12 protein-coding genes are annotated in these 12,864 nt (G+C 65.8%); 1 reads left to right on the forward strand and 11 read right to left on the reverse strand.

The window, feature by feature from the left end; translation table 11 throughout:
• A partial coding sequence (locus GJ693_RS16865) for a hypothetical protein (protein ID WP_197042079.1) occupies nt 1–200 on the forward strand: 200 nt, incomplete at its 5' end.
• A gap of 86 nt (nt 201–286) precedes the next feature.
• Here GJ693_RS16865 and ppdK read toward each other — a convergent pair.
• From ppdK to GJ693_RS09215, 11 genes are all read right to left on the reverse strand, one after another.
• The gene (gene ppdK / locus GJ693_RS09165) at nt 287–2,947 is read right to left on the reverse strand and encodes a pyruvate, phosphate dikinase (protein ID WP_156256008.1); all 2,661 of its coding nucleotides are present in this window, start codon (nt 2,945–2,947) and stop codon (nt 287–289) included.
• A 47-nt stretch (nt 2,948–2,994) separates the two neighbouring features.
• On the reverse strand, nt 2,995–5,208 hold the full coding sequence (gene glyS / locus GJ693_RS09170) for a glycine--tRNA ligase subunit beta (protein WP_235902767.1): 2,214 nt from the start codon (nt 5,206–5,208) through the stop codon (nt 2,995–2,997).
• 41 nt (nt 5,209–5,249) lie between these two features.
• Nucleotides 5,250–6,107 (reverse strand): glycine--tRNA ligase subunit alpha, encoded by an 858-nt coding sequence (locus GJ693_RS09175; RefSeq protein ID WP_197042080.1) that lies wholly within the window; start codon nt 6,105–6,107, stop codon nt 5,250–5,252.
• A gap of 32 nt (nt 6,108–6,139) precedes the next feature.
• Nucleotides 6,140–6,436 carry a cytochrome c gene (locus tag GJ693_RS09180; protein WP_156256010.1) on the reverse strand — a complete coding sequence of 99 codons (297 nt, stop codon included), beginning with the start codon at nt 6,434–6,436 and terminating at the stop codon, nt 6,140–6,142.
• Nucleotides 6,436–7,608: a molybdopterin-dependent oxidoreductase gene (locus GJ693_RS09185; protein WP_156256011.1), complete on the reverse strand. Its 1,173-nt coding sequence runs from the start codon at nt 7,606–7,608 to the stop codon at nt 6,436–6,438. The genes GJ693_RS09180 and GJ693_RS09185 overlap by 1 nt, the downstream gene beginning before the upstream one ends.
• Before the next feature lie 50 nt (nt 7,609–7,658).
• Nucleotides 7,659–8,759 carry a redox-regulated ATPase YchF gene (gene ychF / locus GJ693_RS09190; RefSeq protein ID WP_156256012.1) on the reverse strand — a complete coding sequence of 367 codons (1,101 nt, stop codon included), beginning with the start codon at nt 8,757–8,759 and terminating at the stop codon, nt 7,659–7,661.
• Between the two features lie 46 nt (nt 8,760–8,805).
• Nucleotides 8,806–9,378, reverse strand: a complete 573-nt coding sequence (gene pth, locus GJ693_RS09195; protein ID WP_156256013.1) for an aminoacyl-tRNA hydrolase — start codon at nt 9,376–9,378, stop codon at nt 8,806–8,808.
• 84 nt (nt 9,379–9,462) lie between these two features.
• Complete coding sequence (locus tag GJ693_RS09200; protein WP_156256014.1) at nt 9,463–10,068, reverse strand: 50S ribosomal protein L25/general stress protein Ctc; 606 nt, start codon at nt 10,066–10,068, stop codon at nt 9,463–9,465.
• 345 nt (nt 10,069–10,413) lie between these two features.
• Nucleotides 10,414–10,803 (reverse strand): hypothetical protein, encoded by a 390-nt coding sequence (locus GJ693_RS09205; RefSeq protein WP_156256015.1) that lies wholly within the window; start codon nt 10,801–10,803, stop codon nt 10,414–10,416.
• On the reverse strand, nt 10,800–11,672 hold the full coding sequence (locus GJ693_RS09210) for a TraB/GumN family protein (RefSeq protein WP_197042081.1): 873 nt from the start codon (nt 11,670–11,672) through the stop codon (nt 10,800–10,802). The genes GJ693_RS09205 and GJ693_RS09210 overlap by 4 nt, the downstream gene beginning before the upstream one ends.
• Nucleotides 11,672–12,864 (reverse strand): AMP-binding protein (locus GJ693_RS09215; RefSeq protein WP_156256017.1); only part of this gene is annotated, 1,193 nt, incomplete at its 5' end. The genes GJ693_RS09215 and GJ693_RS09210, both read right to left, overlap by 1 nt.

Here is a 12,864-nt window from a genome sequence, read left to right on the forward strand (position 1 = left end):
CCGAACTGGGCGGCGCAGCGGCCAGCGCCATGCGCGCCCACGGCGTGGTGGATGGCAGCGTGACGTTTCGCCAGCCATCGTGGCGGGTGGCGCGGGTGGCGCGCCTGTCGGGCACGGCTGATGCCGCCACCCGCGCCGCCATCATCACGCAAGTGAAGCGCCACCCCGGCATTGCCGATGCGGTGTGGGTGCAGCGATGATCTGGCTGTTTGGCGAGATCTGGGCCTGGGTGCTGGCCGGCTTTGCCGTCGGGCTGGCGACGGGCTGGTGGATGTGGAGGCGCTGATCAGCCGCGCTTCAGCGCCGCCTGCGCCGCCGCCAGTCGCGCGATCGGCACGCGGTAGGGCGAGCAGCTGACATAATCCAGCCCCAGCCCTTCGCAGAACAGGATCGAGGCCGGATCGCCGCCATGTTCGCCGCAGATGCCGAGCTTGAGGTCCGGCTTTGCCGCCCGGCCGCGTTCGGCCGCCAGCGCCACCAGTTCGCCAACGCCGTCCTCGTCGATCGAGACAAACGGGTCCTTGGGATAGATGCCCTTTTCCACATAGGGCCCCATGAAGCGCGCCGAGTCATCGCGGCTGATGCCCAGCGTCGTCTGCGTCAGATCGTTGGTGCCAAAGCTGAAGAATTGCGCATGGGCAGCGATCTCGCCGGCACGCAGGGCCGCGCGCGGCAGCTCGATCATGGTGCCGACCAGATAGTCCAGCGTCACCCCGGTCTCGCCGAACACGGCGGCGGCCTCGGCGTCGATCGCGGCCTTGGTCAGCTCCAGTTCCTTGGGCGTCGCCACCAGCGGCACCATCACTTCCGGCACCACCGCCTCGCCGGTCTCCTGGGCCACCAGCACGGCGGCTTCAAAGATGGCGCGGGCCTGCATGGCATAGATTTCCGGGTAGGTGATACCGAGCCGGCAGCCGCGATGGCCCAACATCGGGTTGAATTCGTGCAGTTCGCCAATGCGCCGGCGCACCAATGTCTCGGCCAGGCCCGTTGCGGCGGCCACTTCGGCAAAACCGGTATCATCATGCGGCAGGAATTCGTGCAGCGGCGGGTCGAGCAGGCGGATGGTTACCGGCAGGCCGGCCATCACCCGGAAGATCTCGACGAAATCGGCGCGCTGTTCCGGCAGCAGTTCGGCCAGCGCGGCGGCGCGGCCGGCGGTGTCTTCGGCCAGGATCATGCGGCGCACGGCGGTGATGCGGCTCGGCTCGAAGAACATATGCTCGGTGCGGCACAGGCCGATGCCTTCGGCGCCGAACTGGCGGGCAACACGGCAATCGGCCGGGGTTTCGGCGTTGGTGCGCACCTTCAGGCGGCGATGCTTGTCGGCCCACTCCATCAAGATGCCGAAATCGCCCGACAGATCAGGCTCCACCGTCGGCACATCGCCCAGCATCACGTCACCGGTGGCGCCATCGATGGTGATGCGATCGCCTTCCTTCACGATGCGGCCGCCGGTGCTGACAGTGCGGCCGACCAGATCGATGCTGATGCCGCCGGCGCCCGACACGCAGGGCCGGCCCATGCCGCGCGCCACCACGGCGGCATGGCTGGTCATGCCGCCACGCGCCGTCAGGATGCCGCGGGCGGCGTGCATGCCGTGAATATCTTCCGGGCTGGTTTCGGTACGGACCAGGATCACGGCATCGCCAGCGCGGGCGCGGATTTCAGCGCTGTCGCTATCCAGCACGACGATGCCGCTGGCGGCACCAGGGCTGGCCGGCAGGCCGCGGGCGATGATGTCACGCGGGGCCTTGGGATCGAGCGTCGGGTGCAGCAGCTGGTCCATGGCGCTGGCATCGACGCGCTTCACGGCTTCGGCCTCGGTGATCAGGCCTTCGCCCACCATGTCCACCGCGATGCGCAGCGCGGCCTTGGCGGTGCGCTTGCCGCTGCGGGTTTGCAGGATGTAGAGGCGGTTGTCTTCCACCGTGAATTCAATGTCCTGCATGTCGCGGTAGTGCCGCTCCAGCAGGTCGAAGGTGCGGCCGAGTTCGGCGAAGACAACGGGCATCGCCTCTTCCATCGAGGCCGCCTTGGCGCCGGCCTTCTCGCGCGCCGCCTTGGTGAGATACTGCGGCGTGCGGATGCCGGCCACCACGTCTTCACCCTGGGCGTTGATCAGATATTCGCCATACCAGGCGCGTTCGCCGGTCGAAGGATCGCGGGTGAAGGCCACGCCGGTGGCCGAGGTGTCGCCCAGATTGCCGAACACCATCGCCTGCACGTTGACCGCGGTGCCCCAGCTTTCGGGAATATCGTTGAGGCGGCGATAGGTGCGCGCCCGGTCACTGCGCCACGAACCAAACACCGCGCCGATGGCGCCCCACAATTGTTCGTGCGGGTCCTGCGGGAACGGCCGGCCGAGGTTCTGCTCGACAATGGCCATGTAGCGGGCAACGAGCTTCTTCAGATCGGCCGCGTCCAGCCCGGTGTCCTGGGTGACGCCCTTGTCTTCCTTGGCGATTTCCAGGGCGTCTTCAAAGGCATAATGATCAAGGCCGAGCACGACGTCGCCATACATCTGGATGAAGCGGCGATAGCTGTCCCACGCGAAGCGCGGATTGCCCGAGGCGGCGGCGAGGCCCTCCACCGTCACGTCGTTGAGGCCGAGGTTGAGCACCGTGTCCATCATGCCGGGCATGGAAACCCGCGCGCCGGAGCGGACGGAGACGAGCAGCGGGTTGGCGGGATCGCCGAAGACCTTGCCGGTGACGCCCTCGACGAAGGTCAGCGCATCCAGCACATCGCGCTGCACATCATCGGGCAGGCGGCCGCCGGCATCATAAAAGGCCGCGCAGACATGCGTGGCGATGGTGAGGCCGGGGGGAACGGCGAGGCCGATGCCGGCCATTTCGGCGAGGTTGGCGCCCTTGCCGCCCAGCAATTCCTTCTGCGAGGCATTGCCGTCTGCCGTGCCGCCACCGAACCGGAAAACTGACTTCATGTCCTGCCCCTTATCGCCGCCCGCAATGGCTTGTGCCACAGGCGCGCTCAACCTTCGATTTTCGAGAAGTCCGCCACGCCATGCACCGCATCGCGGAACTGCGCCAACAGGGCCAATCGCCGCGCCCGGATGCCCGGATCGGGATCATTGACCATCACGTCGGTGAAGAAGGCATCGACCGGCCCGCGCAGACTGGCCAGCGCCGCCATCGCATCGGTGAAGCGCTCGTCGGCCACGGCCTGCTTGGCGGTTGGCAGCGCGGTGGCCAGTGCGGCGGCGAGCAGCGCTTCGGCCCCCTCGCCTTCGCCACTGGCCGGTTCGCCAATGCCGTCCTTCTCGGCCGACTTCAGGATATTGGCCGCGCGCTTGTAGCCGGCGAGCAGGTTGGTGCCGTCTTCGGTTTCGACGAACGCCTGCAACGCCTTCACACGGGCGAGCAGAAGAACGAGATCATCCCCACCGCCGAGCACGGACACGGCGTCGATGAAGTCGTGACGCACGCCAGCTTCGCGTTGCTGGACTTTCAAACGTTCAACAAGGAAATCTATAAGTTCAAACATCCCGCCAACAGAACGATAAATTTGCTCATCACGGGATTTCGGATCAGTAAACAATCTCTTACTAATCTTGGCGATTTTATTTTCTCCGTGGGTCATCCAAAGTTCGTTATCTTCTTCAATTGCATTGAAGTTTTGATCGCCCAACCTCAATTTCTCGATAACTCTATTCATCTCATAGAAGGGCAATGACTCAATGCGGATTTCCTCAGAGAAGTAATGCGCATGCTCCTCCATCATTTCCAGCAAAGAGATGCCAATCTGATTTTGCGTTATGATCGATACGCAACCAAGTGCAGCCCTACGCAATGCGAACGGATCCTTAGACCCAGTTGGCTTCAAATCATTGCAGAAGAAGCCAAGCAGCGTATCAATTTTCTCGGCCAGCGCGACGGCCACGCTCACTGGAGCGGTCGGCACGTCATCGCCTTGGCCGACCGGCTTGTAATGGTCGCGGATAGCGTCGGCGATGGCCGGTTCCACGCCGATGGCCTGCGCGAGGTAGCGGCCGATCTGGCCCTGAACTTCCGGGAACTCGCCGACCGTGGCGGAAACCAGATCGGCCTTGGCCAGTCGCGCGGCCTGCTCGGCCTGCGCCGGGTCTGCCTTCACGGCGCCGCTTTCGCACAACCACTTCGCCAGCGAGGCAACGCGCTCCACCTTGTCGGCCAGCGTGCCGAGCTTCTCGTGGAACACGATATCCTTCAGCTTGGGCAGGAACGCCTCCAGCCCGCCGGCGCGGACGGTGGCGAGGTCCTGCTGCCAGAAGAAGCGCGCGTCAGACAGGCGGGCGGAGAGGACGCGCTGGTTGCCGTGGGTGATGGCGGCGCCGCCATCGGTCGCATCGAGGTTGGCGACGCAGATGAAGGCCGGGGCGAGTGCGCCGCTGGCATCGGAAAGCGCGAAATATTTCTGGTTGGTGCGCATGGTGAGCACGATCACCTCGCGCGGCACCGACAGGAAATCGGGATCGAAGCGGCCGAGCAGCGGCACTGGCCATTCGGTGAGGCCGGCGTTTTCGGCGACCAGGCCGTCGTCCGAGATCAGCGTCAGGCCCGCCCCGGCGGCCAGTTCGGCGGCGCGCGTGGCGATGATCTGGCGGCGTTCGGCGCTGGAGGCCAGCACGTGCGCGGCGCGCAACTGATCCGCGTAGGTGGCGGCGCTTTCAATCGTCAGCGCGCCCGGCGCGTGCACCCGGTGCCCGCGCGTCTCGCGGCCAGACGTGATGCCATGGGCTTCACAGGCCACCACGTGGCCATCGAGCAGCGCGACAATGCCGGTCAGCGGCCGCACCCAGCGCGGGGCAGCGGTGGACTGGCTGGCGGCGCCCCAGCGCATCGATTTGGGCCAGGCGAAATCGCGGATGATCTGCGGGATCACCTCGGCGAGGATTTCCGCCGCCGTGCGGCCTTCCCGACGCAGCACGGCAAACAGCACGACACCCTTGGGCGTCTCGCGCTCTTCCAATTGGTCGCGGGTCAGGCCGGTCTTTTTCAGGAAGCCCTCGATGGCCTGCGCCGGCGCGGTGGCGGCGGGGCCCTTCACCTCCTCGGCGCTGCCCTCGCTGGCGGCAGCAACATCATCGGCAATCAGCCACAGCCGGCGCGGGGTGGCGTCAGCGGTGACATTGCCGTGGGCGAGCCCGGCGGCCTTCAGCGCATCCACGAAGCGCGTGCGCAGCTGGTCTGCCGCCGCCGCCTGCATGCGGGCCGGGATTTCCTCGGACTGGAGTTCGAGCAGGAACTTCACTTGACCTGCTCCACCCAGTTATCCGCCACGGCCTTCACCAGATCGCGCACGCGGCCGATATAGGCCTGGCGTTCCGCCACCGAAATCACGCCGCGCGCGTTGAGCAAGTTGAACAAATGGCTGGCCTTGATGGCCTGGTCGTAGGCCGGGAGCGGCAGGTCGCGCGCCACCAGCGCCCGGCATTCGTCGGATACATCCTTGAAATGCTGGAACAGTTTTTCTGTGTTGGCGGCTTCGAAATTATAGGCGCTGAACTGCTGTTCGTTCTTCAGGAACACGTCGCCATAGGTGACGCCGGCATCGTTGTAGGCCAGATCATAGATGCTCTCGACGCCCTGGATGTACATGGCGAGCCGTTCAAGCCCGTAGGTCAGTTCGCCTGCCACCGGTGCGCAATCATGGCCGGCAACCTGCTGGAAATAGGTGAACTGGCTCACTTCCATGCCATCGCACCACACTTCCCAGCCCAGGCCCCAGGCGCCCAAAGTGGGGCTTTCCCAGTCATCCTCGACAAAGCGCACATCATGCTTGGCACGGTCGATCCCGATGGCATCCAGGCTGCCGAGATAGAGACCGATGAGATCAGGCGGGCTGGGCTTCAGGATGACCTGAAACTGGTAATAATGCTGCAGCCGATTGGGGTTTTCGCCATAGCGGCCGTCCGACGGCCGGCGGCTGGGCTGGACATAGCAGGCGTTCCAGTGATCGGGGCCCAGGCTGCGCAGGGTGGTGGCCGGGTGGAAGGTGCCGGCCCCCACTTCCAGATCATGGGGTTGCAGGATTACACAGCCCTTGCCGCCCCAATAATGCTGGAGCGCGAGGATCATCGACTGGAAGGAGAGCGGCTTGGTCACGCAGGGCCCTTAGCGGGCGCGGGCTCGGCAGGTCAATCAGCGACGAGCCAATCCAGGATCGCCTTGTCGTCGGCCGGATCAATCGGCGCGCCGTAAACGTTGCGCATTTTGGCGATGGTCTCGCCCCACTGCACCCGCGTCAGCCGCGGCTGAGCGGTGATCATTGCGGCCGAATGGCAGGCGAGGCAATTGCTGTTGGCGGCATCGGCGGAGACGCCATAGCGTTCGGGCAGCAGGCCTTCGCCATCGGGCAGCGTGACGGAGAGGCGCTTCGTCGGTGGTGCGGCGGCGACCAGTATCAGCGCGGCAAGAGTGAGAGCCAGGCGCATCAGCCAATCTCCACCCGCACCGGATCGACGCCAGCGCGGTTATAGCCCGAGGGGTTCCAGTTCTGGACGAGGGGCTGCGTCACCCCGGCGGCGTTGGTTGCGCGGGCGAGGATCACATGCTTGCCCGGCGCCAGTGCCAGCGCGCCACGGAAGCGGCGAAAACTGTAACGGCCATGGTCGGGCCCCAGTTGCGCCGGCAGCCAGCTGGCGCCGCTGTCGGCGGACAGCTCGACGGCCTTCACGCCCTGATCGCCACCCAGCGCGACCCCCTGAATGGGCGTCAACCCGCGCGGCGGCAATTTTGCGCCATCCACGATATTGGTGACCAGCGCCCGTGGCCGCATGGCACTTACCGGCTGCACCGGGCCGGCTGGCGCACCGGGCGCGATATCGGCCAGTGCATTGGCCGGCGCGCGATAGGCCTTGGCCATCCAGAAGCCCTCGTCAGGCTTGGCCAGCACCTCGATGTGATCGAGCATCTTCACCCAATAGGTGGAATACCAGCCCGGCACGACCAGGCGCAGCGGGAAACCGTTGAGCAGCGGCAGCGGCGCGCCATTCATGCCCCAGGCGATCAGCACATCGTCGCTGAGCGCCTGATCGATGGGCAGCGACTTCGCGAAATCCGGCGCGGCTTCCACCAGGGGCGCATCCAGCCCGCCACAGCGCACCGCAACAGCACCGGCATTCACGCCGGCCAAGGCCAGTACGTCCTTCAACCGCACGCCTTCCCACAGCGCATTGCCCATGGCGCCATTGGACCATTGCGCGCCGGGCACGCGCGGCGCGAACATGCCGCGGCCATTGCCGGCGCACTGGTTCACCGCTGCAAGTGCGACGCGCGGCAGCCGGGCCAGCGCCGCCAGCGACAGGCTGAGCGGCTTGCCGACATGGCCGTCAACGCGCAGCCGGTGCCTGGCCGGATCAATCTCGGTCGGGAACGGATAGTGCCAGCGCACGAAGAAGCGATCGTTGGGCGTGAAATCATGCGCGTCAAACACGCTGATCGGGGTTTCCAGCAGCGGCGGGGTCGATCGCTGCAGGATCATCTCGCCCTTCTGCGGAAAGGCGCGGGTGGTTGAACGCAGCGGGTTGTCGCCAAAGCCCAGGTCCACCTGCGCCGCGGCCGGCGCGGCAAGGGCAGAGGCGATGAGGGCGCGGCGGGTGAGCATGGGGAGAGGTTTAGCCCGCCCTGCCCGTCTTCACCACCCCCACGCTGGCTTCAAGCTCCATGCAAGATGTGCATCACGTCGCCGTCCTGGACGACATACTCCTTGCCTTCGGCACGCAGCCGGCCGGCGTCCTTAGCGGCCGTCTCGCCGCCCAGCGTGACATAATCATCATAGGCGATGGTTTCGGCGCGGATGAACTTCTTTTCGAAATCGCCGTGGATTTCGCCGGCGGCCTGCGGGGCGCGGGCGCCCTTCTTCACGGTCCAGGCGCGGGCTTCCTTGGGGCCAACGGTGAAAAAGGTGATGAGGCCGAGCAGCTCATAGGCGGCGCGCACGACGCGGGCCAAACCCGTCTCGTGCAGGCCAAGGCTCTCCAGATATTCCTGGCGATCGGCCGGTTCCATGGTGGCGATTTCGGCCTCGATGGCGGCGGAGACCACCACGGCCTTGGCGCCAATGCTGGCGGCCATCTTCGCCACCGCGTCTGACAATGCGTTGCCGGTGGCGGCGCTCGCCTCTTCGACGTTGCAGACATAGAGCACCGGCTTGGTGGTAAGCAGCTGGGCCTGGCGTAGGGCGCGGGCTTCGTCCTCGTCCTTCGGCTCGGTCAGCCGGGCGGGCTTGCCGGCCTTCAGCAGTTCCAGCGCCTGGCCGAGGACCGCCACCTGCACCTTGGCCTCCTTGTCACCCTGCTGGGCTTTCTTGGCCAGCTGCGGCAGCCGCTTTTCCAGGCTCTCAAGGTCGGCCAGCATCAGCTCGGTCTCGACCGTTTCGGCATCCTCGACCGGATCGACCCGGCCGGCGACGTGAGTGACATCATCGTCGATGAAGCAGCGCAGCACATGGGCGATGGCATCGGTTTCGCGGATGTTGGCGAGGAATTGGTTGCCCAGACCTTCCCCCTTCGATGCGCCCTTCACCAGGCCGGCGATATCGGTGAAGCCCAGCTGCGTCTCGATGATCTTCTGGCTCTTGGCGATGGCGGCCAATTTGTCGATACGCGGGTCGGGCACGGCGACATTGCCGACGTTCGGCTCGATCGTGCAGAAGGGGTAATTGGCCGCCTGCGCCGCCGCCGTCTGGGTCAGCGCGTTGAACAGGGTGGATTTGCCGACATTGGGCAGGCCGACGATACCGACGCGGATGGGCATATCTGGTTCCTGAGAGACTGTTTGCGCGGCTTTTAGGGCGCGATGTTCAGGGCTGCAACCTGAGCGCGATGTCGGACAGATAGCGGGCCTCGTCGCCGGCCAGCAGCGTGGGCAGTTCCGCCGCCAGCACGCCGAGAAGATCGGCGAGCGGGTCCATCTCCAATCTGGCGAAATTGCCCAACACGTGGCCCGTCACGCGATCCTTGTGGCCGGGGTGGCCAATCCCGATCCGCACCCGCCGCCAATCGGGGCCCAGGTGCGCGTCGATGGAGCGGATGCCGTTGTGGCCCGCCGCCCCGCCACCATGCTTGATCTTCAGCTTGAAAGGGGCGAGGTCGAGCTCGTCATAGAAGACGCTCAGCGCCGTCGCAGGATCGAGCTTGAAGAAGCGCACCGCCTCGGCAACGCTGCGGCCGCTTTCGTTCATGAACGTCGCGGGTTTCAGCAGCAGGACTTTCGCCGGCCCGATGCGGCCTTCGGCTGCCATCCCCTGGAAGCGCGGCTTGAACGGGCCAAGGTTCCAGCGTTCGGCAATGGCATCGATGGCCATGAAGCCGACATTGTGCCGGTTGAGCGCATATTGCGCGCCGGGATTGCCAAGGCCAGCGAGGATCTGCACGGCTTTCCCTGTCCACCAAACAGGCAAACGGGGCAAGGGATGGCTCCCCTGCCCCGCTGCGTCTCACGGCTGGTGCCGAACGGCTTACGCCGCTTCGGTTGTCTCTTCGCCTTCTTCGCTGCGCATCGCCTTGGGCGCAACGATGGTGGCGATGGTCAGGCCGGTTTCACGGCCGTGCGGCTTCACGCCTTCCGGCAGCTTCACATCAGCGATGTGGATCGAGGCGCCGACCTGCAGGCCCGCCAGGCTGATGGTCACGTCGTCCGGAATGGCATCCGGGGCGCAATCCAGCTTCAGTTCGTGCGCGACGATGTTGAGCATCGCGCCCTGCTTGATGGCCGACTGTTCCTGATCGACGAAATGCACCGGCACGGTGACGGTGACGACTTCATTGCCGGTCAGGCGCAGGAAATCGACATGGATCGGACGGTCGGTGACCGGGTGGAAGGCGACATCGCGCGGCAGGGTGCGGATGGTGGAACCATCCAGTTCCAGCTCGACGATGGCATTCATGAAATGGCCAGTGTGCAACTGGCGCATGAGGATCTTTTCCTCGACATGGATGGTGGTCGCAGCTTCGCCAGCACCATAGATCACGGCCGGGACACGGCCTTCGCGGCGGATCGCGCGGGAGGCTCCCTTGCCTGCCTTGGCGCGAAGTTCAGCCGCGAGCTTGAAAGTTTCGCTCATTGCTCGCTCCTGATGATGTAATCGCGAAACCGCCCCCGCCTCCAGGGATGCGAAAATGGGCAGCGGCCACGCGAAGCGGCGCGCATAGGGGATGCGGGGGGAAAAGGCAAGCCGCTCAGCGAGTGTTGGATGAGCGAAACACCCAAGCGGCTGCCGCAAGACAACAGAACCCGGCAGCGCCAAGCACGGATAGCACGACCACCAGGCGGTTTGAGACACCAGCCGCAAACAGCCAATGCAACCCCAGCACAAACAGGCCGGGCGCTATTCCAAGCATGATCCCAGCCACGACCAACCAGCGGCCAGTCAATCTGCGAAATCGTTGCGTCCGATCCCTCGCTTCGATCATTGCATCACCGGTTGGTGATCGGTGTAGCTGTCGATCTTCAGGCTGCCGCCCTCTTCCACCAGCACGTAGGCTTCCGCCACCGCGCCGCGCTCATAGCGGGCCGACCAGGTGAGGCTGATGCGGCCGCTGTCAGTGCTGATCGCGGCCGCTGTGCCGCCAAGATAGCGGCCGTGGCGGGCGGTGATGGCGCGGAAGGCGCGCGCGGTGGCGCCGCCGGGGCGCAGGTTGCGGGCCGATTGGCTGAGCAGGCCATCGATCGCCGCCCAGTCGCCGGCGTTGAGCGCGCGGTGGAAGCGATCGACGGCAGCGTTGGCGCCCTGTTCATCAATGCTGGCGCAGCCGGCCAGCGCGGCGGCCAGCACGACCGGGGCGAACAGCCGCCTCATTCCACCCGCTTCACCCGCAGCCCACGCGCCTTCAGCAAGGCAATCAGGCCATGCGGGCCGGCCATGTGGGCCGCACCCACCGCCATGAAGCGGCGACCGGGGCGTTTCAGCGCCGCCTGCACCCAATCGGCCCAGGCCTTGTTGCGGTTGGTGAACAATCGCGCTTCCAGTTCGGGCGACAGGCTGGCGTCGTCGAAATCCTTGAGGATACGGGCCACGTCACCGGCCAGCCAGGCGGCGACCAGCGCCTGCATCTGCTTGCCGCCTTCCCCGGAGTCGGAAATGGCCGAGGCCAGCAGCAGCCGCTGTTCGGCCTCCGGCAGGCTGTTGAACAGTTCAAGCTGGCCGCGCGGCGTTTCGAGGCCGACCAGCTGCTTCTTTGCGGCGCGAGCGCGGCTGATCAGCGTCACGTCCACGCCGGCGGCCGGGTCGATGCCGGCGGTCAGCATCTCGATCTGCACCAGGCTTATCGCCGCCAGCCAGCTTTTCATGCCATCAAGGCCGGCGAGCGGCAGGTTGGATGCCTTGACCATCGCGTCATAGCGGGCGCGCTGCTCTTCGGGCAGGCGATCACGGATCGGCACCGGCGCCGGCAGCATGCCGATCTGCTGCACCACGTCGGCCATGGCGCCGGGCTGTTCGGGGGCGACCATCTCCACCACCAACGTGTCGGCCTTGGTGAAGGCGGTCCGGGCCCTGGGCGTGAACCAGTCCGTCCCCTTCGGCAGGGCATGGATGGTGCCATAGATGGTGACCTGGCTGCGGCCATTGCCGACCTGCCACATCGCCGGAATCGCCCAGGCCGGCGCGGCCAGCCACAGGCAGAGGAGGATGAGCAGGCGTTGAAGAACAGGTTTGGGCAGGGTCATCAGGCTGATTTGGCCCAATATTCGTCCTTCAACAACCGCTTGTAGAGCTTTCCGGTATCGTGCCGCGGCAGTTCGGCGCGGAAGTCGATGCGCTTGGGGCATTTCACGTGGGAGAGGCGATCGCGCACATAGGCGAGCAATTCGGCCTCCAGTTCCGGGCCGGCGCGGGCCATGTCGCGCGGCTGCACGACAGCGTGGACCGCCTCGCCCATCACTTCATCGGGAATGCCGAACACCGCGACATCGGCCACTTCCGGATGCGAAATCAGCGTATTTTCCGCCTCTTGCGGATAGACGTTCACACCGCCCGAAATGATCATGAAGGCTTGGCGATCGGTGAGGAAGAGATAACCCTCCTCGTCCACCCGACCGATGTCGCCGAAGGTGGCGCCGTGCTCGCCCATCACGCTGGCGGTCTTTTCGGGATCATTATGGTAGCTGAACGAACCGCCGCCGTGGAAGAAGATGCGGCCAACCTGATTGGGACCGAGCCGGTTGCCCTCGTCATCGAGCACGCGGATCTCACCGAGGATCGACTTGCCGACACTGCCCGGCCGCGCCAGCCATTCCTGCGGGGTGATGGCGGTGAAGCCGGCGCCTTCGGTGGCGCTGTAATATTCATAGATGACCGGCCCCCACCAGGCGATCATGGCGTGCTTGACGTCCACCGGGCACGGCGCCGCGGCGTGGATGGCGACCTTGAGCGAGGAAAGATCATATTTCCCGCGCACATCGTCGGGCAACTTCAGCATGCGCACGAACATGGTCGGCACCAGCTGGCTGTGGGTGATGTGGTGTTTCTCGACCAGCGCCAGATAGGTTTCGGGGTCGAACTTCTCCATCACCACCACAGTGCCGCCGAACTTCTGCACCGCCATGCAATAGCGCAGCGGGGCGGCGTGATAGAGCGGCGCCGGCGACAGATAGCGCATGCCGGGCGCAAAGCCATAGAGATGCGCGACCAGCCCGGTGAGCGCATCGGCCTGATCGATTGGCCCTTCCGGCAGCGAGCCGCGCACGCCCTTGGGCCGGCCGGTGGTGCCGCTGGAATAGAGCATGTCGCGCCCGGCGCTTTCATCGGCGATGCGGGTGGCGGGCTGGCCGGCGATGGCATCGGCGAGACGGGTGCAGCCGGGGGCGCCGGCACCGGTGCAGAAGCGTGCTGACGCAGCGAGGCCCGGCGTCGCCGCCA

The organism is Sandarakinorhabdus oryzae (assembly GCF_009733735.1).
GTDB lineage: Bacteria > Pseudomonadota > Alphaproteobacteria > Sphingomonadales > Sphingomonadaceae > Sandarakinorhabdus > Sandarakinorhabdus oryzae.